Source organism: Marinobacterium maritimum (assembly GCF_039523155.1).
Lineage (GTDB): Bacteria > Pseudomonadota > Gammaproteobacteria > Pseudomonadales > Balneatricaceae > Marinobacterium > Marinobacterium maritimum.
Window position 1 is genome coordinate 384,587 of record NZ_BAAAET010000002.1, and the last position, 26,875, is coordinate 411,461.

The 26,875-nt window shown below is 58.8% G+C and carries 26 protein-coding genes and 1 tRNA gene; 20 read left to right on the forward strand and 7 right to left on the reverse strand.

Translation table 11 applies throughout. The features are described 5' to 3' along the window. Window positions 1–228 precede the first annotated feature (228 nt). Both nhaC and ABD013_RS08195 read left to right on the forward strand, forming a co-directional pair. Entirely contained in the window at window positions 229–1,653 is a 1,425-nt protein-coding gene (gene nhaC / locus ABD013_RS08190; RefSeq protein WP_343805777.1) for a Na+/H+ antiporter NhaC, read from the forward strand. A 92-nt stretch (window positions 1,654–1,745) separates the two neighbouring features. Continuing rightward, the gene (locus ABD013_RS08195) at window positions 1,746–2,819 is read left to right on the forward strand and encodes an alanine/ornithine racemase family PLP-dependent enzyme (RefSeq protein ID WP_343804740.1); all 1,074 of its coding nucleotides are present in this window, start codon (window positions 1,746–1,748) and stop codon (window positions 2,817–2,819) included. 9 nt (window positions 2,820–2,828) lie between these two features. Here the strand turns inward: ABD013_RS08195 and ABD013_RS08200 are convergent, their stop codons facing one another. Beyond that, window positions 2,829–3,866, reverse strand: a complete 1,038-nt coding sequence (locus ABD013_RS08200) for a GlxA family transcriptional regulator (RefSeq protein WP_343804741.1) — start codon at window positions 3,864–3,866, stop codon at window positions 2,829–2,831. A gap of 273 nt (window positions 3,867–4,139) precedes the next feature. Here ABD013_RS08200 and ABD013_RS08205 point away from each other — a divergent pair, with 273 nt between their 5' ends. From ABD013_RS08205 to astB, 6 genes are all read left to right on the forward strand, one after another. Continuing rightward, window positions 4,140–5,354 carry an aspartate aminotransferase family protein gene (locus ABD013_RS08205; protein WP_343804743.1) on the forward strand — a complete coding sequence of 405 codons (1,215 nt, stop codon included), beginning with the start codon at window positions 4,140–4,142 and terminating at the stop codon, window positions 5,352–5,354. A 139-nt stretch (window positions 5,355–5,493) separates the two neighbouring features. After that, window positions 5,494–6,723: a hydrolase gene (locus tag ABD013_RS08210; RefSeq protein ID WP_343804745.1), complete on the forward strand. Its 1,230-nt coding sequence runs from the start codon at window positions 5,494–5,496 to the stop codon at window positions 6,721–6,723. After that, window positions 6,723–7,736 (forward strand): arginine N-succinyltransferase, encoded by a 1,014-nt coding sequence (gene astA / locus ABD013_RS08215; protein WP_343804747.1) that lies wholly within the window; start codon window positions 6,723–6,725, stop codon window positions 7,734–7,736. The genes ABD013_RS08210 and astA (ABD013_RS08215) overlap by 1 nt, the downstream gene beginning before the upstream one ends. Window positions 7,737–7,859: 123 nt before the next feature. Then, complete coding sequence (astA, locus tag ABD013_RS08220) at window positions 7,860–8,888, forward strand: arginine N-succinyltransferase (protein ID WP_343804749.1); 1,029 nt, start codon at window positions 7,860–7,862, stop codon at window positions 8,886–8,888. A gap of 1 nt (window position 8,889) precedes the next feature. Further along, complete coding sequence (gene astD, locus ABD013_RS08225; protein WP_343804751.1) at window positions 8,890–10,356, forward strand: succinylglutamate-semialdehyde dehydrogenase; 1,467 nt, start codon at window positions 8,890–8,892, stop codon at window positions 10,354–10,356. A gap of 21 nt (window positions 10,357–10,377) precedes the next feature. Then, window positions 10,378–11,703 carry an N-succinylarginine dihydrolase gene (gene astB / locus ABD013_RS08230; RefSeq protein WP_343804752.1) on the forward strand — a complete coding sequence of 442 codons (1,326 nt, stop codon included), beginning with the start codon at window positions 10,378–10,380 and terminating at the stop codon, window positions 11,701–11,703. 68 nt (window positions 11,704–11,771) lie between these two features. Here astB and ABD013_RS08235 read toward each other — a convergent pair whose 3' ends face one another. From ABD013_RS08235 to ABD013_RS08245, 3 genes are read right to left on the reverse strand one after another with little or no spacing between them, the layout of a single operon-like run. Beyond that, entirely contained in the window at window positions 11,772–12,443 is a 672-nt protein-coding gene (locus tag ABD013_RS08235; protein WP_343804753.1) for a LutC/YkgG family protein, read from the reverse strand. Further along, on the reverse strand, window positions 12,440–13,858 hold the full coding sequence (locus ABD013_RS08240) for a LutB/LldF family L-lactate oxidation iron-sulfur protein (protein ID WP_343804755.1): 1,419 nt from the start codon (window positions 13,856–13,858) through the stop codon (window positions 12,440–12,442). The genes ABD013_RS08235 and ABD013_RS08240 overlap by 4 nt, the downstream gene beginning before the upstream one ends. Window positions 13,859–13,867: 9 nt before the next feature. Continuing rightward, on the reverse strand, window positions 13,868–14,659 hold the full coding sequence (locus ABD013_RS08245) for a (Fe-S)-binding protein (RefSeq protein WP_343804756.1): 792 nt from the start codon (window positions 14,657–14,659) through the stop codon (window positions 13,868–13,870). Window positions 14,660–14,778: 119 nt separating this feature from the next. Between ABD013_RS08245 and ABD013_RS08250 the strand changes: the two genes are divergently transcribed. The 10 genes from ABD013_RS08250 to ABD013_RS08295 all read left to right on the forward strand — a co-directional run bounded on the left by ABD013_RS08250 (window position 14,779) and on the right by ABD013_RS08295 (window position 23,199). Continuing rightward, complete coding sequence (locus tag ABD013_RS08250) at window positions 14,779–15,453, forward strand: FadR/GntR family transcriptional regulator (RefSeq protein WP_343804758.1); 675 nt, start codon at window positions 14,779–14,781, stop codon at window positions 15,451–15,453. A 157-nt stretch (window positions 15,454–15,610) separates the two neighbouring features. Then, entirely contained in the window at window positions 15,611–17,527 is a 1,917-nt protein-coding gene (gene thrS, locus ABD013_RS08255; protein WP_343804760.1) for a threonine--tRNA ligase, read from the forward strand. 68 nt (window positions 17,528–17,595) lie between these two features. Continuing rightward, a complete protein-coding gene (gene infC, locus ABD013_RS08260; RefSeq protein WP_425543405.1) occupies window positions 17,596–18,087 on the forward strand; it encodes a translation initiation factor IF-3 in 492 nt (163 codons plus the stop codon). Window positions 18,088–18,191: 104 nt separating this feature from the next. Continuing rightward, window positions 18,192–18,386, forward strand: coding sequence for a 50S ribosomal protein L35 (rpmI, locus tag ABD013_RS08265; RefSeq protein WP_091821403.1), 195 nt, complete (start codon window positions 18,192–18,194; stop codon window positions 18,384–18,386). Window positions 18,387–18,429: 43 nt separating this feature from the next. After that, window positions 18,430–18,786 carry a 50S ribosomal protein L20 gene (gene rplT / locus ABD013_RS08270; protein WP_181740365.1) on the forward strand — a complete coding sequence of 119 codons (357 nt, stop codon included), beginning with the start codon at window positions 18,430–18,432 and terminating at the stop codon, window positions 18,784–18,786. A 127-nt stretch (window positions 18,787–18,913) separates the two neighbouring features. After that, window positions 18,914–19,897, forward strand: coding sequence for a phenylalanine--tRNA ligase subunit alpha (gene pheS, locus ABD013_RS08275; RefSeq protein WP_343804767.1), 984 nt, complete (start codon window positions 18,914–18,916; stop codon window positions 19,895–19,897). Between the two features lie 39 nt (window positions 19,898–19,936). Further along, a complete protein-coding gene (gene pheT, locus ABD013_RS08280) occupies window positions 19,937–22,312 on the forward strand; it encodes a phenylalanine--tRNA ligase subunit beta (RefSeq protein WP_343804769.1) in 2,376 nt (791 codons plus the stop codon). Window positions 22,313–22,333: 21 nt separating this feature from the next. Continuing rightward, window positions 22,334–22,645 carry an integration host factor subunit alpha gene (ihfA, locus tag ABD013_RS08285; protein ID WP_343804771.1) on the forward strand — a complete coding sequence of 104 codons (312 nt, stop codon included), beginning with the start codon at window positions 22,334–22,336 and terminating at the stop codon, window positions 22,643–22,645. Next, entirely contained in the window at window positions 22,617–22,976 is a 360-nt protein-coding gene (locus ABD013_RS08290) for a MerR family transcriptional regulator (RefSeq protein ID WP_343804773.1), read from the forward strand. Before ihfA ends, ABD013_RS08290 begins: the two co-directional genes overlap by 29 nt. 146 nt (window positions 22,977–23,122) lie before the next feature. Further along, window positions 23,123–23,199 (forward strand) — tRNA-Pro (locus tag ABD013_RS08295). Between the two features lie 107 nt (window positions 23,200–23,306). Here ABD013_RS08295 and ABD013_RS08300 read toward each other — a convergent pair. The 3 genes from ABD013_RS08300 to ABD013_RS08310 all read right to left on the reverse strand — a co-directional run bounded on the left by ABD013_RS08300 (window position 23,307) and on the right by ABD013_RS08310 (window position 24,593). Further along, complete coding sequence (locus ABD013_RS08300) at window positions 23,307–23,654, reverse strand: FKBP-type peptidyl-prolyl cis-trans isomerase (RefSeq protein ID WP_343804775.1); 348 nt, start codon at window positions 23,652–23,654, stop codon at window positions 23,307–23,309. 81 nt (window positions 23,655–23,735) lie between these two features. After that, complete coding sequence (locus ABD013_RS08305; protein WP_486336248.1) at window positions 23,736–24,056, reverse strand: peptidylprolyl isomerase; 321 nt, start codon at window positions 24,054–24,056, stop codon at window positions 23,736–23,738. 39 nt (window positions 24,057–24,095) lie between these two features. Further along, complete coding sequence (locus ABD013_RS08310) at window positions 24,096–24,593, reverse strand: FKBP-type peptidyl-prolyl cis-trans isomerase (protein WP_343804779.1); 498 nt, start codon at window positions 24,591–24,593, stop codon at window positions 24,096–24,098. A gap of 144 nt (window positions 24,594–24,737) precedes the next feature. On the opposite strand from ABD013_RS08310, the gene ABD013_RS08315 reads away from it, so the two are divergent. Next, window positions 24,738–24,986, forward strand: a complete 249-nt coding sequence (locus ABD013_RS08315) for a hypothetical protein (RefSeq protein WP_343804781.1) — start codon at window positions 24,738–24,740, stop codon at window positions 24,984–24,986. 510 nt (window positions 24,987–25,496) lie between these two features. Beyond that, window positions 25,497–26,789, forward strand: coding sequence for an amidase (locus tag ABD013_RS08320; protein ID WP_343804783.1), 1,293 nt, complete (start codon window positions 25,497–25,499; stop codon window positions 26,787–26,789). Window positions 26,790–26,875 lie beyond the last annotated feature (86 nt).

The window sequence follows — 26,875 nt, forward strand, 5'->3', positions numbered from 1 at the left end:
GCGGCTGGCGTCGGTGGCATTTCAGCCGGTGTTGCATCGCCGGGCAGGCATTTTACTAAAGTCTGATATAAAATTCTCCGCCGAATTGGTTTCTCGTATGCGACATGCTTTTTCGTAGTTGCGACAAAAGGAGTCTGTCAAGCTTCTGTAATGAACATGTATATGCGAATTTTCGGAAAAATATCAAAAGAAACAGGTTGAACTCCTATGATTCAAAACAACCGACCAATGCCATTTTTGTTGGCAATCACGCCGATTGTTCTGATGGTGATCGCAATGCTGATTACCATCGTTGTGCTGGAAGGGGCTCCTCATATTCCTTTGGCATTCGGTACCGTAGTCGCCGCGCTGGTGGCTGCCAAGCAGGGATTCAGCTGGGAAGACATTGAAGAAAGTATCTATAAGGGCATTCGTCTGGCGCTGCCTGCGGTGGTGATCATTATTCTTGTAGGACTGGCGATCGGCTCATGGATGGGCGGCGGTATTGTGGCCACCATGATTTATTATGGTCTGCAGCTGATGAGCCCGGAATTCTTCCTGGTCTCTATTGCGCTGATGTGTGCAGTAGTCTCCATCGCCATTGGCAGCTCATGGTCGACTATGGGTACGATCGGTATTGCCGGTATGGGCATTGGTATCAGCATGGGTATTCCCGCGCCGATGGTGGCAGGTGCTGTTATTACCGGCTCCTACTTCGGTGACAAGATGTCTCCGCTGTCTGATACCACCAACCTGGCGTCAGGTCTGACCGGTACCGATCTCTTCGTGCATATTCAGCACATGCTCTATACCACTATCCCGGGCCTGCTGATCGCGCTGGGTGTCTACTGGTATATCAGCACCGGTTTTGCGGCTGGTGATACCGAGCTGGCGCGTATCAGCACCACGCTGGAAGTGTTGCAGCAGAGCTTTGTCATTTCGCCCTGGCTGCTGCTGGTGCCGCTGACCGTTATTGTCCTGGTGGCCAAAAAGGTGCCGGCTCTGCCTGCGCTGATGGTGGGTGTTGTGCTCGGCTTCCTGTGCCAGATCTTCATGCAGGGTGATGATGTTGCCACTGCAATGAGTGCGCTGCAGAAAGGTTATGTGATCGAGTCAGGCAATGAGGTGATCGACTCCCTGTTCAATCGTGGTGGTATCGATTCCATGATGTACACGGTTTCGATGACGATCGTGGCGATGACCTTTGGTGGTGTGCTGGAAAACACCGGCATGCTGCAGGCGATCGTCGATAAGATGAAAGGCCTGACCAAGTCCGCCCGTGCGCTGGTGCCGACCACTATCGGTTCCTGCTTCCTTACCAACGCGACCTGCTCCGAGCAGTACATCTCCGTGGTTGTGCCGGCGCGGATGTTCTCCCGGGTATATCGTGAACGTGGACTGCATTCCAAGAACCTGTCACGGGCACTGGAAGATGGCGGTACGCTGACATCAGTCTTCATTCCGTGGAATACCTGTGGTGTGTTCATTCTGGCTACTCTGGGTGTGAGTGCCCTGGAATATGCGCCTTACGCGGTGCTGAACTTTGTCGTGCCGATCATTTCTATCATCTATGCCATCACCGGGTTCTCGATCGTGAAGCTCAAGCCGGGTGAAGAGGCTGAAGCCTTCGTGGCTGATGAAAATGCGGAGCTGAAGCCCCAGTCACCGTTCTGATCCGAGCTTGATTGTTAAAGCCTGCTTCTGGCCTTTGCCAGGGGCGGGCTTTTTTATTCCCTTGTCAAACACCCATTTGCTGGAATTCGATTGTGGCCAAATACCCCCGATTGCTCTGGAGTGAGTCGAAGCTCAGAGACAATACCCGGTTTCTGAATCAGTTGTTTGCTGCCAGTGTTTCCCCCATCGGCTGGACGCCGGTCAGCAAGGCCGTCTGTGCCCATGAAGAGATCGTCCAGGTGTTGCTCGCAGAGGGAGCGGTGGAAATTGCCGACTCCCGCCTCGATAACCTCAAGCGGATCAAGTCCCTGTCAGGTAACTGCAGAACCTTGTTGCTGCGGCTGCCAGGCCTGCATGAGGTCGACGAGGTGGTCGGGTACGCCGATACCAGTCTGGTATCCGAAAAAGTGACCATAGCGAAGCTGTCCGAGGCGGCCGGGGCTGCGGGTGTGTTTCATCGCATCATCCTGATGGTGGAGCTGGGCGATCTGCGCGAGGGGTTGCTGCCGCAACATGTGCTGGAGCTGGGGCGTTTTATTCTGCAGCAGAAGAATATCGACTGGTGTGGTATCGGCACCAACCTCACCTGTTACGGCGGCATACTGCCGACCCGGGAGAAGATGGAGCAGCTGCTCGATATCAAGGACAGTATTGCCCGTGAACTGGGGCATGAGGTGAGCGTAGTCTCGGGTGGCAACTCTAGCTCATTGCCGTTGTTGCTGAGAGGGGAGATGCCCGCCGGAATCAGCCACCTGCGCCTGGGTGAATCTCTGTTGCTGGGGCGTGAGACGGCGAAAGGCAAGCTCATTGAGAGCATGCACGGCGATATCTTCACGCTGGAGGCCGAGGTGATCGAGGTGCAGGTCAAGGGGTCGGTACCCGAAGGTGAGCGCGGTATGGATGCCTTTGGTAATACACCCGAGTTCGAGGATGTGGGTGACCACACCCGTGCGATTCTGGCTATCGGCAAGCAGGATGTACCGATCGATGAGCTGGAGCCGGTGAATGAAGGCATCAGAATTCTGGGCGGCAGCAGTGATCACATGATTCTGGATGTGGGCTCCAGTGCTGTCCAGATCGGGGATGTGATTACGTTTCGGGTCAACTATCCGGTACTGCTGCAGGCGATGACCTCACCCTATGTGGCCAAGGTGCGCACTCGGTAGCGGTTGAATTTATTCGCCACTGCCGGGCATCAGGACCGACCGGCTCAGGCCGCTGCTGGCGGGAAGGTCCTGCTTCTGTTCCGCCAGTTTCTTGCGCTCTTCGCGCGGTGTCAGGCCGTAATGGTTGCGGTAGGCCGTGCTGAAATAGGAGGCGCTGGTAAAGCCACAGTCGAGACCGACCTGCAGAATTGGCTTGTCGCTGCGGCGCAGCAGCTGGCGCGCTTTCTCCAGGCGGATTTCGAGGTAGTACTTGGAGGGCATGGTGTTCAGGTGGCGCTTGAACAGCCGCTCCAGGTGGCGGCGTGAAATGCCCACATGGTGAGCCAGGTCGTCGGTGCTGAGCGGCTCCTCGATATTGGCTTCGATCAGCTGTACCGCCTCGACCAGTTTGGGCTGGCTGATGCCCAGCCGGGTGCGCAGCGGGACCCGCTGCGGGTCTTCACTGGAGCGGATACGTTCATGCACAAACTGCTCCGAAATGGACGCGGCCAGTTCCATGCCATGAAGCTGGCCGATCAGCGACAGCATCATATCCATGGCGGCTGTGCCTCCGCTGCAGGTGTAGCGCTTGTTGTCCAGTTCAAACAGGTTGTTGGTCATCCGGGTTTGAGGAAACTCCTCGCGCAGACTTTCCAGGTCCCACCAGTGGATGGTGGCGCGGCAATCGTTGAGCAGCCCGGCGCACGCCAGCAGGTAGGAGCCGGTGCCGATGCCGCCCAGCGCCATCTGGCAACCACGCAGCCGGCGCAGCCAGGCGATGATCTCCTCGTTGCCGGTGCGGGCGATGGGGCTGGCGCCGCAGACAAACAGCGTGTCCAGTTCGGGAATGTCCTCGATGCTGTATTCGACCTGAGTCAATACGCCGGCACTGCTGGGGACTGCCTGGCCGTCCTGGCTGATCAGCAGGGTTTCGTAATGTGACTGGCCCGATACCCAGTTGGCCATGCGCAGAGGCTCGATTGCGGATGAAAACGCAATCAAGGAAAAGTTGGGCATTAACAAAAAGCCGATGCGCACGGGGGTTGAAGTATGGGGTTCGGACAACACAGATATCGCTCGGTTGGTCTTGAAACATGATGGACGGCAGAAGAGTAATCGTTTTGCCGGCCTCTGTTCAGTCCTGGCTGAGAATAATGTCAATATAGCGCAACTGCAGGTCGCGCCAGGTAAACTTGAAGACTGTTATCTAGTGAAGCTTTTCCTGATAATGGTTATAGGGTTCCGGCATCGATGTCGTTGACAGGGTGCCGGGCAGTGTTGGATAGAGACAGCCAGTTTGCTTGACCGCGGTCGAGCGACGACAAGAGGTAAGGCAGCAACATGAGCACTACACAGGTTACCCGTGCGCTTTTCGATGAGGTCATGGTACCGAACTACAACCCCCAGCAGATGGTGCCGGTACGCGGCCAGGGGAGTCGTGTCTGGGATCAGGACGACAACGAGTATATCGACCTGACCAGCGGTATTGCGGTAACCAGTCTGGGGCACTGCCATCCGGCACTGGTCAAGGTGCTCAAGGAGCAGGCTGACAAGGTCTGGCACCTGAGCAACGTGTACACCAATGAGCCGGCGCTGCGTCTGGCGCAGGATCTGACCCGCGAAACCTTCGCTGACAAGGTGTTCTTCTGCAACTCTGGTGCCGAGGCCAACGAAGCGGCCTTCAAACTGGCGCGCAAGTATGCCAGCGATCACTTCGGTGAAGAGAAGAACGAGATCATCTCCTTCGTACAGTCTTTCCACGGTCGTACCCTGTTCACCGTAACCGTGGGTGGCCAGCCCAAGTATTGCCAGGGCTTCAAGCCGGTACCGGGCGGTATCCACCATGCGCCGTTCAACGATCTGGCAGCGCTGAAAGAGCTGGTGTCCGACAATACCTGCGCCATCGTGATGGAGCCGGTACAGGGCGAAGGCGGCATCATTCCGGCTGATCCTGAATTTGTCCGTGGCGTACGCGAGCTGTGCGACCAGTTCAATGCGCTGCTGATCTTCGACGAAGTACAGACCGGTATGGGCCGTACCGGTAGCCTGTACGCCTACATGGACACCGATGTTACTCCGGACATCCTGACCTCTGCCAAGGGGCTGGGCGGTGGTTTCCCGGTGGGTGCCATGCTGACTACCGATAAGGTTGCGCCGAGCTTCAATGTCGGCACTCACGGCACGACCTATGGCGGCAACCCGCTGGCTTGTGCTGTTGCCGGCGAAGTGCTGCGTCAGGTCAATCGTCCTGAAGTGCTGGAAGGCGTGCTGCAGAAGAACGCACTGTTCAAGGCTGAGCTGGAAGCGATCAATGCCAAGCACAATATCTTCAAGGAAATTCGTGGCAAGGGTCTGCTGATCGGTGCCGAGCTGGTTGAAGACTGGCAGGGCCAGGCGGGCCAGTTCCTGGCGGCTGCCCGTGAGCAGGGCCTGATGATCCTGATGGCGGGCCCGAACGTGCTGCGTTTTGCGCCTTCGCTGATCATTTCGGATGAAGATATCCGTGAAGGTATGGCCAAGCTTGAGCAGGCGATCGCTCAGCTGCTGAACGCTTAAGCCCCCCCTCTCTTTTTCTCCGATGGCCTGTTCTGGCCTCTCTTGGCGACCCCTTAATTAAAAAAGGGGTCGCATTTTCAACAGACCTGCTTGCCTGCAGGCGACATAATGGTATGACATCCACTATCAGGACGCAGGCATGACTCACGACTTTACCCCCTGGCTGGCATGGTTGGACGAACAGCATCAGCAGATGCTCGACGGTACCCTGGAGCTGGCCGAGATCAATTCCGGTACGCTGAACCACGTCGGCGTTAACCGAGTGGGTGAAGCCCTTGCCCGCCTGTGCCAGCCGCTGGGCGGTGAGGTGGAGATCATTCCTGTCGCACCCTACCAGCACCTCAATTCACAGGGGGAGCTGGATCAGTTCCCGCTGGGAGATGCCGTACGTATCCGCAAGCGCCCCGAAGCCCCGCTGCAGGTCTTCCTGTGCGGCCATATGGATACGGTGTTTGCCGTTGATCATCCGTTCCAGCAGGTGCGCTGGCTCGACGAGGATACGCTGAACGGCCCCGGCGTTGCCGACCTCAAGGGTGGCCTGATGGTGATGATCAATGCCCTGATGGCGCTGGAACGCAGTCCCTGGGCTGACCAGATCGGCTGGGAAATCCTGTTCAACCCGGATGAAGAGATCGGCTCACCTTCCTCGGCTGCGCTGATTGCCGACGCGGCTGAACGTGTCCACCTGGGCATGATCTACGAGCCCAGCTTCCCGGATGGCAATCTGGCCGGTGAGCGCAAGGGCAGCGGCAACTTCAGTGTGGTCGTGCGTGGCAAGGCCGCCCATGCCGGGCGTGAGCACCATCTGGGGCGCAACGCGATTCGCGCCATGGCCGACTTCATCGCGGCGCTGGATGATCTCAACGGCCAGCGCGAGGGCGTGACCATCAATCCGGGCTTTATCGAAGGGGGTGGTGCCGTCAATATCGTGCCGGATCTGTGCATCTCCCGCTTCAATATCCGCCTCGAGCGGGTCGAAGATGAAGCCTGGTGCCAGCAGCACCTGGATCGCCTGCTGGCCGAGATCAACGACCGCGACGGCATCAGCATTGAGCTGCATGGCGGTTTTGGCCGCAAGCCGAAGAAGCTCAGCGGGGCCAACCAGAAACTGTTCGAACTGGCACGCGATTGCGGTGCCGAGCTGGGCATGAGCATCGCCTGGTTGCCGACGGGTGGCTGTTGTGATGGCAACAACCTGGCGGCTGCCGGCATTCCCAACATCGATACCCTCGGCGTGCGCGGCGGCAAGATCCACTCGGCGGATGAATACATGTTTGTCAGCAGTCTGACTGAGCGGGCCAAACTGAGCGCGCTTATCCTGATGAAACTGGCGACCAGCACCGATCGGGGCTGGCTTGGAGAGAGCTGATGCTGTTACTGCGACCGGTTGAATTTCATGACCTACAGGGGCTGGAGCGCCTCGCTGTGGTGTCCGGCGGTAGCCTGACAACCCTGCCGGCCAACCGCGATCATCTCAGTGAATTGATCGATCGTACTCAGCAGTCGCTGCGCAAATCGGTCAGCCGTCCCGAGCAGGAAAGTTACCATTTTGTGCTCGAGGACAGTGCCAGCGGTGAGATCGTGGGCATTTCCGGTATTGAGGCGGCGGTGGGCATAGAGTCGCCGTTCTACAGCTATCGTATCAACGAGGTGATCCACGCCTCCAGCGAGCTGCAGATCCACAATCGTATTCCGGCATTGAACCTGTGCCAGGATTTTACCGGTGCTTCGCGACTGTACACCCTGTTCCTGGATGCGGACCACCGCCAGCGCAGCAATCTGCACCTGTTGTCCCGTGCTCGGTTGCTGTTCATTGCCGCGCATCGGGAGCGCTTTGACAGCCGAATCATTGCTGAGCTGCAGGGCGTTCAGGACGAGAATGGCCAGTCTCCCTTCTGGGAGAGCCTGGGCCGTCATTTCTTCAACATGGACTTTGCCAAGGCCAACTATCTCACGGGCATCGACTCCAAGGGCTTTATCGCCGAGCTGCTGCCACACCACCCGGTGTATCTGCCACTGCTCAGTGAAGCGGCGCGGGCGGCCCTGGGTCAGCCACGTGCCGATGCAGCCCGGGTCAAGACCCTGCTGGAAGAGGAAGGCTTTGACTACCGGGGCTATGTCGACATCTTCGATGCCGGTCCGACGCTGGAAGCCCAGACCGACCGTCTGCGCACACTGCTCGGATGTCAGTCGGTTGCTGTCACCGTGAATGCGGACGATGAAGACGGCGACAAGGCGCTGGCGCTGGTGTCCAACGGACAGCTGCAGGGCTTCCGCTGCCTGCTGGCCGAGTTGGACCCCGAACGTCCGGAGCTGACACCGGCACAGGCCGAGGCGCTCAATATCAGCAGCGGCGACAGCGTACAGCTGGCCTGGCTCTAGTCCAGCAGGCAAATCCAATAGCACCGCCGGAAGGGCGGTCGCATTTTCTAATTTTCAACGTTAAGCCCGGTGCCTCAAGTGGCGCTGGGTGGTTCAGTGACGATCACGACTGGGGTACCGATCATGATGGTAGTTCGCCCGATTACGGCCGCCGACCATGAAGCACTGCGGGAACTGGCCCGCAAAACCGGCCAGGGGTTTACTTCCCTGCAGGACAACGACGAACAGGTAGCGCGCAAGATGGAAACAGCGCTGGCCGCCTGGAATGCTGACGGCGTTCCGGAAGAGGCGCTGTACCTGTTCGTCATGGAAGATACCACCACTGGCGAGGTCGTGGGCATCAGCGGTATCGAAGCCGCAGTTGGCCTGAGCGAGCCCTGGTACAACTACCACATGGGCACCCTGCTGCATGCCTCCCGTGAACTGGGCGTGCGCAACCTGATCAATACGCTGACCCTTAGCAACGACCACACCGGCTATTCCGAGCTGTGTACGCTGTTCCTGTCGCCGGACGCTCGCCACAGCAAGAACGGTTCACTGCTGTCCAAGTCGCGCTTCATGTTCATGGCCGAGTTCCCGCAGCGCTTCAACGAATACATGCTGGCCGAGATGCGCGGTTATTCCGACGAAAACGGCGTGCCGCCGTTCTGGGAAGGCGTGGGTCGCCACTTCTTCTCGCTCGACTTTGGCGAGGCGGACAAGCTGTCCTCCATGGACAAGGTGTTCATCGCCGAGCTGATGCCGAAGAACCCGATCTACATCAACCTGCTGCCGGAAGATGCCCAAGCGGCGATCGGCAAGACCCATCCGGCGACGACTCCGGCACGCAAGCTACTGGAAGCCGAAGGTCTGCGCTTCACCGGTTACATCGATATCTTCGACGGTGGCCCGACTCTGGTGGCGCGGATGGAAGATATCCGTGCGATCAACGAAAGCTGCTACGCCCGTGCACATATCACCAATGAGCAGCCCGAAGGCGAGCTGTATCTGGTCAGCACGACCAGCTTTGACGAATTCCGCTGCTGCATGACGCCGTTGAACGGTGTCGGCAAGCATGTGGTCGGCCTGCCGCAGGACGTGGCCGATGCACTCAAAATCACCGAAGGCAACACCGTACGTGTGGTGCCTCTCTCATCAGGCAGGAGAATCTGACATGACTGCATCCGTAATGATCAATGGCGAATGGCTGGACGGACAGGGGAGCGCGTTCAGCTCGCTGAATCCGGCCAAGGGCGATGTGTACTGGCAGGGCCAGGCGGCTTCAGCCGAGCAGGTGGATGCGGCGGTCAAGGCAGCCCGTGCGGCGGCCACTGACTGGGCGCTGGCCGGTTTCGAGGCGCGTGTCGCCATCGCACGCCGTTATGCCGAGCTGTTGGGTGAGAACAAGGAAGCACTGGCGATCGCCATCGCGACTGAAACCGGCAAGCCGTTGTGGGAAGCGCGTACCGAAGTGGGCGCGATGGTCGGCAAGGTCGAGATTTCGGTCAAGGCCTACAACGAGCGTACTGGCGAGCGTGAAAGCGACATGGCTGGTGCCAGGGCAGTACTGCGTCACAAGCCGCACGGTGTAGTGGCGGTATTCGGTCCCTACAACTTCCCGGGCCACCTGCCCAATGGTCATATCGTGCCGGCGCTGATCGCCGGTAACACCGTTGTGCTCAAGCCCAGCGAGCTGACTCCGGCGGTGGCTGGTGAGATGGTCAAGCTGTGGCTGGAAGCGGGCCTGCCGGCTGGCGTTCTTAACCTGGTACAGGGTGAGAAGGACACCGGTATTGCGCTGGCCTCCCATGCCGATATCGACGGCCTGTTCTTCACCGGCAGCTCCAACACCGGCCATATCCTGCATCAGCAGTTCGCCGGTCATCCGGGCAAGATTCTGGCGCTGGAGATGGGTGGCAACAACCCGCTGATCGTCGATGGCGTGGCCGACATCAAGGCGGCTGTACATGAAACCATCCAGTCTGCCTATATCACGGCTGGCCAGCGCTGCACCTGTGCGCGCCGTCTGATCGTGCCGACCGGCGACTGGGGGGATCGTTTCCTGGATGCGCTGGCCGAAGCTGTGCGTGACATTCAGGTTGGTGATGCCTTCGCTGAACCGGCTCCCTTCATGGGCAGCCTGATCTCTGAAGTCGCTGCCGATGGTGTGCTGGCGGCTCAGGAAGCATTGCTGGCGCAGGGTGCGACCTCGCTGGTACGCAGCGAGAAGCTGAAGGCCGGTACCGGCCTGATCTCTCCGGGACTGATCGATGTGACCGCCGTAGCCGGGCGCGAAGATGAAGAGATCTTTGGCCCGCTGCTGCAGGTGATCCGCGTGGCCGACTTTGATGCCGCCATCGCCGAGGCCAACAACACCCAGTTTGGCCTGTCCGCTGGTCTGTTCAGCGATTCCGAGGAGCAGTTCAACTACTTCTACGATCGCATTCGTGCCGGTATCGTAAACTGGAACAAGCAGCTGACGGGTGCGTCCAGTGCGGCGCCTTTCGGTGGCATCGGTGCCAGTGGCAACCATCGTGCCAGCGCCTACTACGCGGCGGATTACTGCTCTTACCCGGTTGCCGGTATTGAAGCCGATCAGCTGGCGCTGCCGCAGACCCTGTCCCCGGGCCTGAAACTCTAATCATCAACCCAGGAGGTTCTGATGCTGGCAACTGAAGCGAACTTTGATGGTCTGGTTGGCCCGACGCATAACTATGCGGGGCTGGCGGTCGGCAATCTTGCCTCGCAAAGCCACCAGGCTCAGGCCTCCAATCCGCGCGAAGCGGCGCTGCAGGGCCTGGCCAAAATGAAGGCGCTGCATGACCTTGGCATGGTCCAGGGTGTGCTGGCACCGCTGGCACGGCCGGACCTGAAAACCCTGCGCCGCCTGGGCTTTGCCGGCAGCGACGCCGAGGTGCTGGCAACAGCGGCCAAGGCTTCGCCGCGCCTGCTGGCAGCCTGCTGCTCGGCTTCCAGCATGTGGGTGGCCAATGCGGCCACGGTGACGCCCAGCGCCGATGCGGCGGATCAGCGGATCCACTTCACCCCGGCCAACCTGGCCAGCCAGCTGCATCGCTCGCTGGAAACCGAGCATACCGCCCGTATTCTGCAGGCAACCTTTAACGACAGCCGTCACTTTGTGCACCATTCGGCGCTGCCAACCGTTGCGGCACTGGGTGATGAAGGCGCCGCCAACCACACCCGGCTGGGGCACAGCTACGGCGAACCGGGCGTGGCCTTCTTTGCCTACGGCAGTGGCGGTCCCGGGCCTGAGCCGAGTCGCTACCCCGGCCGGCAGACACTGGAGGCCTCCCGCGCCGTTGCTCGCCAGCACCGGCTGGACCCGGATCGGGTGGTCTTTGCCCAGCAGCACCCCGATGCGATTGACCAGGGTGTGTTTCACAATGATGTGATCGCGGTGGGCAATCTGGATACCCTGTTCTGCCACGAGCGTGCCTTCTACAACCAGTCTCAGGTACTGGCTGAACTGGATGCCCGACTGGATGGCGGCTTGAAACTGATCCAGGTGGCCGAAAGCGAGGTCGCGTTAACCGATGCGGTACGCAGCTACCTGTTCAACAGTCAGTTGCTGAGGCTGCCGGACGGCCGCACCCTGCTGGTTGTGCCGGCTGAGTGCGAACAGGTGGCGCCAGTATGGCAATACCTGCAGTCGTTGCAGGCTACTTCCTCGGTCATCGATGAGGTGAAGGTGTTCGATCTGCGCCAAAGCATGCACAACGGTGGCGGGCCAGCCTGCCTGCGCTTGCGCGTGGTGCTGAATGAAACCGAGCAGTCTGCATTCAATCAGGCTACGCGGATGAGTGATGCGCTGTATACGCGACTGGTGGACTGGGTGGAGCGTCACTACCGTGACCGGTTGCTGCCGACCGATCTGGCCGATCCGCTATTGATGGACGAATCCTTTACCGCGCTGGACGAGTTGAGCCGCATTCTGCAGCTGGGTTCGGTCTATCCCTTCCAGCGCTGAGCATTATCATGTTAAACCTCACTTGGGCGCCTTAAAGGCGCCTTTTTTTTGTATGAGGGGCAGCGGGCTCAGTCGATCAGGAAGATCACCAGCTGGCGCGGGCCGTGGGCGCCCATCTGCAATTTCTGCTCGATATCGGCACTGCGGGAAGGGCCGGTGATCATGTTGACCGTGCGCGGCAGGCGGCCGGGCGACACTTCGCGCAGGCGGTCCCAGGCATCCTCGTAGGGGCCGACGATATCCTGCTTGCGCAGCACTACCATATGGGTGTCGGGCAGGAAGTTCAGTGTGGTCGGGCTCTCCGGGCGTGAGTAGAGCATCAGGGTGCCGGTTTCGGCGATGCCGACAAGCGCCCTCGTCAGGCTGGCCTGATCGCCGACCTGGCCGATGCGCTGGTGGCACTCGATCCGTTCATGTACAGCGGCCCAGCCCAGGCTGGTCAAGGTTTCGTCGCTGGCCAGCACCAGCTCGTTTTGTCCCTTCTGCTCCAGATTATCCGCGATGGCGGTTGGCAGCTGCTCCAGACTGTCCAGTTCAATCACTTCGGCGGCCGCTTCCTGGGCCATGCGAATGAACAGTTCGACCTGAGCTTCGTGATCGTGCAGGCTGCGTGCGGGGACCAGGTTGCGGGGGTGCTGCTGCAGGCGCTGGTGCACCGCTTCGCGCTGGGCTTCACTGGCTTCAGTGCGACGTAGTCCGCGGCGGATGTTGGCAAAGATTTCGGCGCGACTGCTCATCATTTGGTCTCCTGTTTCTGGCGTGCTTGCCACTGCTGCATGAAGGTCTTGCCGGTCGGCGTCGGCATGTCGCGGTGATCGGTCCAGCCGGCCGCCAATGGCAGCTTGCGGATCTTGCCTTTCCTGCCGCCGAGCAGGCGCATGAACCTGGACGCGCTGGCCGAAAACAGTCGGTAGAGGCCCGGCCGGGTGGCGAAGAACGCCCAGCCACCAAGCCCCCAGCGCACCGCTTTCGGGCTCAGGTGCTTCTCGAATTCCTTCTCGCGCCAGTGGCGCATCAGCTTCGGCAGCGGGATGCGCACCGGGCACACCTCCTCGCACTTGCCACAGAAGGTGGATGCGTTGGGCAGCAGGCCGGCCTTCTCGATACCGATCATCTGCGGCGTCAGCACCGAACCCATGGGGCCGGGGTAGACCCAGCCGTAGCTGTGACCGCCAACGGCACCGTAGACCGGGCAGTGGTTCATGCATGCCGAGCAGCGGATACAGCGCAGCATATCCTGCAGCTGAGTGCCGACCATGTCACTGCGGCCATTGTCGACCAGTACCACGTGGAAGTTTTCCGGGCCGTCCTGATCGTCCGGACGGCGATTGCCGGAGGACAGGGTGTTGTAGACGGTGAATTCCTGACCGGTAGCGGACCGGGCCAGCAGGCGCAGGAAGAGGCTCATGTCTTCCAGCGTCGGTACTACCTTCTCGATCGACGATACCACGATGTGTGTCTTCGGCAGCGTCTGGGTCAGGTCGCCGTTGCCCTCGTTGGTAACGATGATGGTGGAACCGGTTTCCGCGACCAGGAAGTTGGCGCCGGTAATGCCCACATCGGCCGCGACGAACTGCTTGCGCAGCATCTCGCGCGCCTCGGCCATCAGTACCGCCGGATCATCCGACTTGGGGCGGTGGTGGTGCTCGTGGAAGGCCTCGGAGACATCTTCCAGGTTGAGGTGGATTGCCGGGGCGATGATATGGCTGGGATGATCGCCGCGCAGCTGCAGGATGTACTCGCCCAGATCGGTTTCCACCGGCTGGATGCCGTTCTCTTCCAGATACTCGTTGAGGTTGATCTCCTCGGTCACCATCGACTTGCCCTTGGTGACGGTCTTGGCGTTCTGTTCGCGGCAGATCTGCAGGATCGTCTTGCGGGCATCGTCGGCGCTGCGACACCAGTGCACCTGGCCACCGTTTTCCACTACACGGGCTTCGAACTCCTCAAGGTACAGGTCGAGGTGTTCGAGGATATGGTTCTTCAGGTCGCGTGCCTGATCACGCAGCGCTTCGAACTCCGGCATGCGGGCGACAGCTGCGGCGCGCTTGCCGGGGAAGCCGGCCTTGAGGTTGCCCAGGGCTTTCTGCAGGTTGGCATCCTGCAGGGCGATACGGGCACTTTGTTTGAATTCTTGGCTTTTGATTTCCATCATCGTGCTCCGTCAGAGTTCCTGGCCAAGGTCATAATCGGCATCGCCGATCGCCGGGGTATTGGCCATGTCGGCCAGCAGTTCCACCACATGGCGCACCTGCATCTCGCGGCCTTCTCGTTTGAGCTTGCCGGCCATATTGAGCAGGCAGCCCAGGTCGCCACCCACCAGCGTATCGGCGCCACTGTCAGCGGCGAAGCCGGTCTTGTTGCTGACCATGCGGTTGGAGATGTCCGGGTACTTGACGCAGAAGGTGCCGCCGAAGCCGCAGCAGGTTTCCGCTTCCTGCATCTCGTTCAGCTCTACGCCGTCAATTTCGCCGAGCAGCTGGCGCGGCTGCTGCTTGATGCCCAGTTCGCGCAGGCCGGAGCAGGAGTCGTGATAGGTGATCTTGCCCTTGAAGTTGCTGTGGATGCCGCTGAAGCTGAGCTTGTCGACGAGGAATGAGGTGATCTCGAAGGCGCGTGCTTTAAGATCCTCGGCGCGGGCTTTCCAGGGATCATTGTCGTCGAACAGTTCCGGGTAATGGTGCAGCATGCCGATGCAAGAGCCGGAAGGGCCGACCACGTAGTGGTAACCTTCGAACGCTTCGATGGTCTGGCGGGCGATCTTGCGGCTGCTGTGGTTATCGCCGGAATTGAAGGCCGGCTGGCCGCAGCAGGTCTGGGCTCTGGGCACTTCCACTTCGCAGCCCGCCTGTTCCAGCAGTTTGACGGTGGCAAAGGCCACTTCAGGGCGGAACATGTCGGCCAGACAGGTCACGAACAGGCCGACCTTGATCGGCGGGGTATGGGACTCGGACATGGGGACAGCAACCTCTGTTTATTATCATGCGTAGATTCAAGATAGGTGATGAGGCGGAGGGCGTGAATGCTATACTGCCAACTGGTCTTACCAAAGGGCATTTCTGCCTGGAGTCTGCCGTGAAGCTGCAATATGAACTTGAACGCCGGCTGTTGGATGGCGACTGGGTGCCCGGGCAACCGGTACCCTCGGAGCGCGCGCTGATGCAGGACTATGGTGCATCACGAGGGGCCGTGCGCGAGGCGCTGGCCGGGCTGCGCACCACCGGCGTGATCGAGACCCGCCAGGGTGGGCGCAGTCGCTGCAGCAACTTGCTGGAGCAGCTGCTGGAACTGCCCCTGGATGGGCGGGGGGATGATATCGACTTCCAGCTACAGGTGCTGGAGGCGAGGGCCATTCTTGAAGGCGAGGCCGCCTGGTTCGCGGCGAAGCGGGCCAGTGACGAGGAGCTGGAGCGCCTGGGACAGGAGTATCAGCAGATGTGCGAACGTAACCGGGGTGAGAGCACGCTGGAGAAAGCCAAGGCGGATCTGCAGTTCCATATGCTGATCGCCCAGTCCAGCCACCATCTGCTGGTGTGTTCATTCAGTCAGCTGTTCTACAACCGCTACTTCAATGCGATCTACAGTGTTCTGTCACGGACCCTGAGCCGTTTTGGCCGTTACCCTGACGGCATTGCCCGGCAGCATGGGGCCATTCACCGGGCGCTGCAGGCGCGCGACGCCCAGGCGGCCCGAGAGCGTGCACGGGCGCATATTCTCTATACCTATGACCTGCTCAAACAGTGTCGCTGAATTGAGCGTCAGACATCGCGCTTTCACATACTGGACGTTATAATCGCCAGCCGAGCGGGCCGACTCCTGGTATCTGTCGCAGCCCCAAGCTCACGAATCAATCTTCAGAGGCGCTGACCTGTCGTAGGGGCCACGCCTGACAACCAAGGATTACTCCATGCCTGTCATTACACTTCCGGATGCGAGCACTCGCACCTTTAATCATCCTGTTACCGTACACGACGTGGCGGCCGATATCGGCACCGGTCTGGCCAAGGCCGCGCTGGCCGGCAAGGTCAATGGCGAGCTGGTCGACACCAGTTACCTGATCGAAGAAGACGTGGATCTGGCGATCGTCACGGCGCGAGATGAAGATGGCCTGGAAGTGATCCGTCACTCCTGTGCCCACCTGATGGCGATGGCCGTTCAGGAACTGTTCCCGGGTGCTCAGGTGACCATCGGTCCGGTGATCAATGACGGCTTCTATTACGACTTCGCCTACGAACGTGCGTTTACGCCGGAAGATCTGGAAAAGATCGAAGCGCGCATGAACCAGCTGGTCAAGGACAATCTGGAAGTATCCCGTTCCATCATGGAACGTGCTGACGCCATCAAGCTGTTCGAAGGCATGGGCGAAAAGTACAAGGTGGAGATCATCGACTCCATTCCGGGCGAAGAGCCGCTGTCCTTCTACAAGCAGGGCGACTTCATTGACCTCTGCCGTGGCCCGCACGTGCCGTCTACCGGCCACATCAAGGCGTTCAAGCTGATGAGCGTGGCCGGTGCCTACTGGCGCGGCGACTCCAAGAACGAGATGCTGCAGCGTATCTACGGTACCGCCTGGGGTGACAAGAAGGCGCTCAAGGCGCACCTGCACCGTCTGGAAGAGGCCGAGAAGCGTGACCACCGCAAACTGGGCAAGCAGCTGAACCTGTTCCACATGCAGGAAGAAGCGCCGGGTATGGTGTTCTGGCACCCGCATGGCTGGACTCTGTATCAGCAGATCGAACAGTACATGCGCACCAAACAGCGTCAGCACGGCTACCAGGAGATCAAGACGCCGCAGGTGGTGGAGCGTACCCTGTGGGAAAAATCCGGTCACTGGGGCAAGTTCCAGGAGCAGATGTTCACCACCCACTCCGAAAGCCGCGACTTTGCCATCAAACCGATGAACTGCCCGTGCCACGTGCAGGTGTTCAACCAGGGGCTGCGCTCCTACCGTGACCTGCCGCTGCGTCTGGCTGAATTCGGTTCCTGCCACCGCAACGAGCCGTCCGGTTCCCTGCACGGCATCATGCGTGTGCGCGGCTTTGTTCAGGATGATGCGCACATCTTCTGTGCCGAGAATTCCATCCAGTCCGAAGTGGCGGCGTTCATCGACTTCCTGCACGAAGTCTATGCCGACTTCGGTTTCACCGACATCATCTACAAGCTGTCGACCCGTCCGGAAGAGCGCGTCGGTTCCGACGAAAGCTGGGACAAGGCCGAGAAGGCGCTGGCCGATGCGCTGGATACCGCTGGTCTGGACTGGGAAGAGCTGCCGGGCGAAGGTGCTTTCTACGGGCCTAAGATCGAATTCTCGCTGCGCGACTGCCTCGACCGTGTTTGGCAGTGCGGTACCATTCAGGTGGACTTCTCCATGCCGGGTCGCCTCAGTGCCCAGTTCGTCAACGAGCAGGGTGAGCGCGAAACACCGGTGATGCTGCACCGTGCGATCCTCGGTTCCTTCGAGCGTTTCATCGGTATTCTGATCGAGCACTATGCCGGTGCGCTGCCGGTTTGGCTGTCGCCGCTGCAGGCGGTGGTGATGAATATTACCGACAATCAGGCAGAATACTGTCGTGAACTGGCGGAAAAACTCGAAAAAGTGGGTCTTCGAGCCAATGCGGACTTGAGAAACGAGAAGATCGGCTTTAAAATTCGCGAGCGTACTCTGCAGAAAGTGCCTTACCTGCTTGTGGTAGGTGATAAAGAAGTCGAGTCCGGAACTGTTGCAGTGCGTACGCGCTCCGGTGAGGACTTGGGCACTATGCCGGTCGACGCGCTGGTGGAGAAGCTGGTTCAGGAAGTGAACCGCAAAGGCCGCCAAGCATAATAAAATCGTCAGGAGATAAAGCTATCAGGCGTGATAACAGACGCGGTGGCCGTGCGCCACTGCCGCCGATCAATGAAAATATCCGTGCCACCGAATGCCGTCTGATCGGTGCGGATGGTAATCAGGTCGGTGTTGTTTCGATTTCAGAGGCTCTTGAGCACGCTCAGGAAGCCGAACTTGACCTGGTTCAGATCTCGGATTCTGATCCCATTGTCTGCAAAATCATGGACTATGGTAAGCATCAGTACGAGATGAAGAAGAAAGCAAATGAGGCTAAGAAAAAACAGTCTCAGATGCAGGTCAAAGAAGTGAAATTCCGTCCGGGTACGGAAGAAGGGGATTATCAGGTAAAACTGCGCAACCTGATACGTTTCCTTGAAGCCGGGGACAAGGGCAAGGTTACCTTGCGCTTCCGTGGTCGTGAGATGGCTCACCAGGAGCTGGGCATGCAGCTGATGCAGCGGATCGAAAAAGATCTGGTTGAAATCAGTACTGTAGAACAGCGTCCGAAAATGGAAGGTCGTCAAATGGTCATGGTACTGGCCCCGAAAAAGAAATAGTCACTCGACTGCACAACCCGACGCCGCTCTTCACTGAAGCAGGCGCCGGGTTTTGTTGTTTGTTACGCGTGACTGACTAACAAACGAATGCGTGGAGAAAGTTAATGCCTAAGATCAAAACTGTCCGCGGTGCGGCAAAGCGTTTCAAGAAAACCGCTAACGGCGTGAAGCACAAGCAGGCCTTCAAAAGCCACATTCTGACCAAGAAAAGCACCAAGCGTAAGCGTCAGCTGCGCCCGATGCTGCAGGTTCATGCTGCTGACCAGGCTCTGGTCAAGCGCATGCTGCCGTATCTGTAAGTCTCTCTCGGTCATTATTTAGTTTTTATAGGAAGGAATTGCCATGCCTCGCGTAAAACGTGGTGTACAGGCTCGCGCCCGTCACAAGAAAATCCTGAAACAGGCCAAAGGTTACTACGGTGCTCGTAGCCGTGTATTCCGAGTTGCCAAACAGGCTGTCATCAAAGCTGGTCAGTATGCTTACCGTGACCGTCGTCAGCGTAAGCGTCAGTTCCGCGCACTGTGGATCGCACGTATCAACGCTGCTGCACGCATCAACGGTCTGTCCTACAGCCGCTTCATTGCTGGCCTGAAAAAAGCTCAGATCGAAATCGACCGTAAAGTCCTGGCTGACCTGGCTGTATACGAGCAGGCTGCCTTTGCTGCGGTTGTCGAAAAGGCTAAAGCTGCACTGGCGTAACCCCACCGATTGGTAGGGATGGACGACATCGATGAAGTACGCATGTACGGGCGTTGTCGTCCACATATGATCGAATCAAACAGGGGAAGGGTGCGAGCTCTTCCCCTGTTTTTGTTTGGAGCCGGAAATGGAAAATCTTGAGACCCTGTTGGCACAAGGCAAACAGGCGGTTGCTGAAAGCGATACACTGGCTGCGCTGGACGAGATCCGAGTGCAGTATCTGGGTAAAAAGGGCGAGCTGACCTCGCTGCTGAAAGGTCTGGGTAAGCTGTCTGCCGAGGAGCGTCCCGCAGCCGGTGCCCGTATCAACGAAGCCAAAGAAGCGCTGCAGGCGGATATCACTGCCCGCCGCGAGGCGCTGGAATCCGCGGCGCTGGAAGCCAAGCTGGCGGCTGAAACCGTTGATGTGAGCCTGCCGGGCCGTGGTCAGTCGGTCGGTGGTTTGCACCCGGTGACCCGTACCCTGGAACGTATCGAAGCCTTTTTTGGCAGCATTGGCTACAGCGTTGCCGAAGGTCCCGAGATTGAAGACGACTATCATAACTTCGAAGCGCTGAATATTCCGGCTCACCATCCGGCGCGGGCGATGCATGATACCTTCTACTTTGATGCCCACCGCCTGCTGCGTACCCACACCTCGCCGGTGCAGGTGCGTACCATGGAGTCTCAAGAACCGCCGATCCGTATCATCTGCCCGGGTCGCGTTTACCGTTGCGATTACGACCAGACTCACTCGCCGATGTTCCACCAGGTGGAAGGTCTGCTGGTTGACCGCAACATCACCTTCGCCGACCTCAAGGGCACGCTGGAGCAGTTCCTGCGCGAGTTCTTCGAGGAAGACGTGAAGGTCCGTTTCCGCCCGTCCTACTTCCCGTTCACCGAGCCTTCCATCGAAGTCGACATCGACCGTGGCGATGGCAAATGGCTGGAGGTGCTGGGCTGTGGCATGGTGCACCCGAAAGTCTTCGAGTACTCCGGTATCGACCCGGAGGAGTACACCGGTTTTGCGTTCGGCATGGGCGTTGAGCGTCTGGCGATGCTCCGCTACGGCGTGGACGATCTGCGTCTGTTCTTCGAGAACGATCTGCGCTTCCTCGGCCAGTTCAAGTAAGACGACAACGCACACAAACAGATTTTTCAGGAAAGCAGCATGAAATTCAGTGAACAGTGGTTGCGCGAGCTGGTTCAGCCGCAGATCGGAACTCAGGAACTGGCGGATCAGCTTAGCCTGTCCGGCCTCGAAGTGGATGATGTTGAAGGTGTTGCCGGTGATTTTACCGGTGTGGTCGTGGGCGAAATCCTGACGGCCGAGCAGCACCCCAACGCTGATAAACTGCAGGTTTGTCAGGTTAGCGATGGTGAACAGACGGTACAGGTGGTCTGCGGTGCGCCCAACGCCCGTGCCGGTCTGAAGACCGCTTTTGCTCGTGTCGGTGCAGTACTGCCGGGCAACTTCAAGATCAAGAAAGCGAAACTGCGTCAGGTCGAGTCTTTCGGCATGCTCTGCGCCGAAGACGAGCTGGGCCTGTCCGAGGACCACGGCGGCATCATGGAACTGGCGGCTGATGCGCCGGTGGGCCAGGATATCCGCGAATTCCTCAACCTGAACGACAAGATCATCGACGTCGATCTGACGCCGAACCGCGGCGACTGCCTGAGCATCGCCGGCATGGCCCGTGAAGTGGGTGTGCTGAACAAGGCGGCGGTGACCGAAGTGGCGGCTCCGGCCGTGGCGCCGGTGATCGATGATCGTTTCGATGTTGAACTGGTCGATGGTCATGCCTGCCCGCGTTACCTGGGCCGCGTGATCCGCAACATCAACCCGGGTGTCGCCACGCCGCTGTGGATGCAGGAAAAATTGCGCCGTTCCGGTGTGCGCAGCATCGATCCGGTCGTCGACGTGACCAACTACGTGCTGCTCGAGCTGGGTCAGCCGATGCACGCATTCGACCTGAGCAAGCTCGACAGCGGTATCAAGGTGCGTCTGGCGGAAGAGGGCGAGAAGCTGACCCTGCTGGATGGCCAGGAAGTAGAGCTGAGCATCGATACCCTGGTGATCGCCGATGCCAAGGGTCCGGTGGCCATGGCCGGTATCATGGGTGGCGAGCCGACTTCTGTGACTGACGCTACCCGCGATATCTTCCTCGAAAGCGCCTTCTTTGCACCGCTGGCGATTGCCGGTCGTGCGCGCAGCTATGGCCTGCACACCGATTCATCGCACCGCTTCGAACGTGGCGTGGACTGGCAGCTGCAGCGCAAGGCGATCGAGCGCGCCACGGCTCTGCTGCTGGAGATCGTCGGTGGTGAAGCCGGCCCGGTGATCGAATCCGTGGCCAAAACCGAGCTGCCTGAAGTGCAGCAGGTGCGTCTGCGTCACTCCAAGGTCACCGCGGTATTGGCGCTGGAGATCCCGGCTGCCGAGATTGAAGAGATCCTGACCCGTTTGGGCATGCAGCTGGAAGCGGTCGAAGATGGCTGGCAGGTCACCGTGCCGAGCTACCGTTTCGATATCAGCATCGAAGTCGACCTGATCGAAGAGATCGCCCGTGTCTACGGCTACAACAACCTGCCGGTGCACACGCCGACCGCCAAGCTGCCGATCCCGCCGATCGCCGAGGCGCGCCTGACGCTGCAGTCTCTGCGCCGTCACCTGGTGGCACGTGGCTACCAGGAAGCGATCACCTATAGCTTCATCGAGTCCGAGCTGCAGAAGTCGTTCGACGACCAACACGACGCTATTGCACTGGCCAACCCGATCTCTGCCGAGATGGCGGTGATGCGTACTACCCTGTGGCCGGGTCTGGCGAAAGCGCTGCAGTACAACCAGCACCGTCAGCAGAGCCGCGTGCGCCTGTTCGAAACCGGCCAGCGTTTCTTGCCCAATGCTGATGAGCTGGTACAGGAAAACGTGGTTGCCGGCATTCTGGCCGGTAACCGTGATGCCGAAGGCTGGACTGCGGGTAAGGATAAACTGGATTTCTTCGACGCCAAGGGCGACCTGGAATCCCTGCTGGCACTGAGTGGCTGCGCCGGTCAGTTCAGCTTCGTGGCCGATCGTCACGTCGCGCTGCACCCGGGTCAGACCGCCCGTGTCGAGCGCAATGGTGAAACCGTTGGCTTCATCGGTGCGCTGCACCCATCACTGGTGAAGAAGCTGGATCTGAATGGCCCGGTTTACCTGTTCGAGGTCAGCCTGGAAGCCGTGACTGGTGGCAAGCTGCCACGCTTCAGCTCCCTGTCCAAGTTCCCTGAATCCCGCCGCGATCTGGCGGTGGTCGCTGACCAGGCAACGGCCTTTGACGACATTCGCCAGGTGGTGGAAGCCGAAGCCGGCGAGTTCCTCAAACAGGTCACTCTGTTTGACGTTTATCAAGGCCAAGGTATTGAACCGGGACGAAAAAGTCTGGCTCTGGGCTTGACCTGGCAGCACCCATCGCGCACTCTTAATGAAGAAGAGATCAACAGTGCCGTGAGTGCCGTTGTATCAGCACTCCGCGAGCGTTGTGGTGCAACGTTACGAGAGTAATGACAGGACAGGGTGACCGACATGAGCTCGTTGACCAAAGCCGATATGGCCGAACGCCTCTATGATGAGCTGGGCCTGAACAAGCGTGAAGCCAAAGATATGGTGGATTCCTTCTTCGAGGAAATTCGTGCAAGTCTGGCCCACAACGAGCAAGTGAAACTCTCCGGTTTCGGCAACTTCGACCTGCGCGACAAGCGTGAACGCCCGGGTCGAAACCCCAAAACCGGGGAGGAGGTCCCCATCTCCGCTCGCCGTGTCGTGACCTTCCGGCCGGGGCAGAAACTCAAGGAGCGAGTGGAGATCCATGCCGGAAACCAGCCAGACGGCGTCTGAACTGGGTCCCATCCCCTCCAAACGCTATTTCACCATAGGCGAAGCCGCCGAGCTGTGCCGGCTCAAGCCTCATGTGCTGCGGTACTGGGAGCAGGAGTTTGCCCAGATCCAACCGGTGAAGCGCAACAACCGTCGTTACTATCAGCACAAGGATCTGTTGCTGCTGCGCCAGATTCGAAGCCTGCTGCATGAACAGGGTTACACCATTGCCGGTGCCCGCCAATGGCTGTCAGGTGATACTGCCGGCGATGATGCCGCACGCTATCGCCAACTGCTGCGCCAGACCATCAGCGAGCTGGAAGAGATCCAGGCGCTGCTGAAGTCGGTTTGAATTCGGCGGTAGCAAGCGGATTGATGCTGTCATCCCCGTCAGTGAGCCTTTCACGAAAAAACTCTCCACTGAAAGCTTCCATTTATCAAAAGCTTGGGGTAGTATTTGCAGCCTCTTCGGAACTGATCTTTCAGTTCCCGCCTAGTCGGGGCGTAGCGCAGTCTGGTAGCGCACTTGCATGGGGTGCAAGGGGTCGCAGGTTCAAATCCTGCCGTCCCGACCATTTAAATAAAGAAGTTATATGAATCGCCTTTCGGCGATTTTTTCGTCTATAGGCTCAGCGCTTACAAGCTAAGTCACCAAGCCCAACAAAACCTTCTTGAAAGTCCGTCATTCCCGATTCAACGCTTCCAGCAGCTCAATCTCAAAAATCAGATTCGCATTTGGCGGAATCTTGTCACCGAAGCCGCGCTCGCCATATCCCATCTCCGCAGGCACCAGCAGTTTGCGCTTACCACCCACCTTCATCCCTTTAAGGCCTTCGACCCAGGCGGCGATTACCTTCTTACGGCTCAGCACCGTCTGAAACGGATGGCCCTTGTCGTAGGAGGAATCAAACTCGGTACCGTCTTCCAGAAAGCCGCGATAGTGAGCAGTGATCAGGGCACCGCCTTTTTTTACTTCAGTTCCTGTGCCTTCGATCAGCTCTTCAATAACCAGTTGTTCGAATTCAGCCATGGTTTTTCCCGTGAGTATCAAAAAAGTACGGCCCTGACCCGGCGGCAGGGTGCCAGGTCAGGGCCGGTAAGCAGGCGAAAATCAGTCTTCGCGGCTGGTCACTTCCAGCAGGTGGTAACCGAACTGGGTTTTCACCGGGCCCTGGACTTCATTGATCGGTGCGCTGAAGACGACTTTGTCGAATGCTGGAACCATCTGGCCGGGGCCGAAGCTGCCCAGCTCACCGCCCTGCTGACCTGAAGGGCACTGGGAGTGCTCTTTGGCCAAAGCGGCAAAATCGGCGCCGCCCGCGATTTGATCTTTCAGAGCCTGGCATTCGGCTTCAGTACTGACAAGGATGTGACGTGCGCTTGCGCGTGCCATGGGTTTTCTCCGTAACAATTGGGTTATGAACTTAAGCATAGTCCTGGCTTTTATCGATCGGCGAACTTGATCACTCGATCAGTGCTGATGACCGCCAACGCCATGGGCGTGACCATGGGCGATCTCTTCATCGGTTGCGGCGCGAACATCGACCACTTCAATATCGTAAGTCAGCGTCTTGCCGGCCAGCGGGTGGTTGGTATCGACCAGCACCATCTTCAGGCCCGGTTTGATCACGGTAACCTGGCGCATGCCCTGATCGGTCTGTACCACGGCGACCATGCCGGGTTTCCAGTTGCGAACACCTTTGGGCAGACCCTGCAGGTGCTTGATCGGCACGCGCTGCTGCTGGCCTTCCTGGCGCTCGCCGTAAGCCTGTTCCGGCGTCAGTGTCAGGTGCAGGGTATCGCCAGCGGATTTGCCTGCCAGGGCTTCTTCGATGGCCGGGATCATGCCGTCGTGACCGTGAAGGTAAGCGATGGGATCGGCGCCGTGGTTGGTTTCGATCTGGGTATCGTCAGCATCGGTCAGCGTGTAGAAGAACTGAACCACTGTATTATCGGTAATCTGTGTCACCGCAAGCACCTCGTGCAGCAATTGCGAAATCGTGAAGTATCCGGTTCTATACGCGGCTTGGCAAGAAACCCTAAGGGAGCTACCGGCTCTCTTTGACAATATATCGCGGGTTCACCAGGATGAATTGGGCGAGGATTAAAGGTTATGTTGAATATGCTATCCATCAAGAGCGTCAGTATCGCGATGGCCGTAAACATCTGCATCATTGCGGCTGTCATTGTGAATGGCAGTGGCTGGGCTGCATTGATGGATGCCGAGGTGGTTTTGGGTTTTATAGCCTATGCTTGGCCGTTCCTGCTGCCGATGGTCCTCATCCTCACTCCCCTGGTGGCGCTGGTAGTCGAGGGCGGGTTTGCCTTGTTTGAAAAGGATCCGGATGCGGAAGAGTCCTGACCGCTCGACACCCTTGATTAGCCAGAAGGCCATGCCAAAAAAATGTTAAACAAACCATGTCAGCACAGCTAACGATAGGGTCAGGCGGGCGATCCGGTCGCCAGCTCTATTCATGTGAACTGGCAAGGTTGGCAAGCACTCCGATTCCTGTTTTTTGGAGGTAAGAGTGAGCGCTCTGCACAGGGTTGCACAGAGCGCTCAAGGGGTCTCGCTGGAGAAACCCTGTCCCCCAGTCTCTCAAAGAGTTCACACCATTGGATATGGGAAAAATTCCTAAAGTTTGGACTCTAAGTCCATGAAAAATTTATGGTTAATAGCTTTATTTTATGGGGTGTAAGCGGTTGATTTGTGTTCATGGCTGAAAGAATCGCACCTGCCTCGACGTTGCGGCTAATCGGATGGATACCAGGGCCAGGCTCTGATATCGGCTCTGTGATTTAGTTGAATATTCAACTAATATATCAGCCTGTTTTGGATTATAAATGCCAGTAAATACGGGTGTGAGACAGTATGAGTGGTCACGAAAACAAGAACAAAATGGGCCTGAAACAGGCACTTGCAGCGGTGCAGCAAGGGCTGTGCAGCGCCGAAGAGATCATTGCGGACTGCTTTGATCGGATCGAAGCTCGCGAAGCGGATGTAGGAGCCTGGCAGCACCGGTTGACTCGGGAGGAATGCCTGGATCAGTACCGCTGCAACCGCGAATTCTATGAGCAGAGTCTGCTGAAAGGAATGCCGGTAGGGATCAAGGACATTATCGATACAGCGGATATGCCGACCGAGATGGGGTCGCCCATTCATCAAGGGCGCCGCCCGGTGGATGATGCCAGCTGTGTCACCCTGTTGCGCGAGGCTGGCGCAATCGTGCTGGGTAAAACAGTCACGACCGAGTTCGCCTATTTCCGTCCCGGCAAAACAGCCAACCCGCATGATCTTGAGCGCACCCCGGGTGGCTCTTCCAGTGGCTCTGCAGCCGCGGTCGCCGATGAGATGGTACCTGTCGCGCTGGGCTCTCAGACGGCCGCGTCAGTGATCCGGCCGGCGGCCTATTGCGGTACGGTGGGTTATGTCGGTTCCCGGGGGGAGTTTTCCCTGCGTGGCATTCAGCCGCTGGGGCAGTCGCTGGACTCTCTGGGCCTGTTCAGCCGCCGAGTCGAGGATATAGAGCTGCTGCGTGCCGTCCTGCTGCGCCAGCGTGACCCCCTGAATAGCGCCAGTGCATTGAAGCCGTCAAAGGTCCTCCTGTGCAGCGGACCCGCGATTGGTGAAACCAGTCCTGAGATGATCGCGGCGATTCGCCAAGTGGAAGCGATACTGGTCGAGCAGGGTGTCGAAGTGATCGCGCCGGATCTGGGCACCTGGCTGGGGGATCTGGTGGTTCACCATGGCTGTATTATGGCGTATGAAGCGAGCCGTAATCTGGCCTATGAATCGCGCTTTCCCGAGCAGCTCAGCGAGCCGTTGCACGCGCTGATCGAAACGGGACTGGCGACTTCACGGGACGATTATCTTAAGTCGCTGCACGCGGCGGAAGAGATCCGCCAGCGCCTGTTCTCCGAGTTTGCCGGTGTGGATGCCATTCTGGCACCTGCGGCGCCCGGTGCTGCGCCCGAAGGGCGTGACAAGACAGGCGCGCCACATATGAGCCGTCCCTGGCAGGTGATGGGGTTGCCGGTCGTTACGCTGCCGGGGCTTATGGATGACAATCAGTTACCACTGGGTATCCAGCTGGTGGGGCAGGCGCGGGACGATGATCGCTTGCTGAGCATGGCCCGCTGGCTGGAGTCATGTCTGTCGTCGTAAGCCGATCGACGCCGGTTCAAGGGCAAGCCATAAGGTTCGCAGGGATGCGACGGTCTACCGGGTGTTTGCCCAAATCGGCTTTTTGG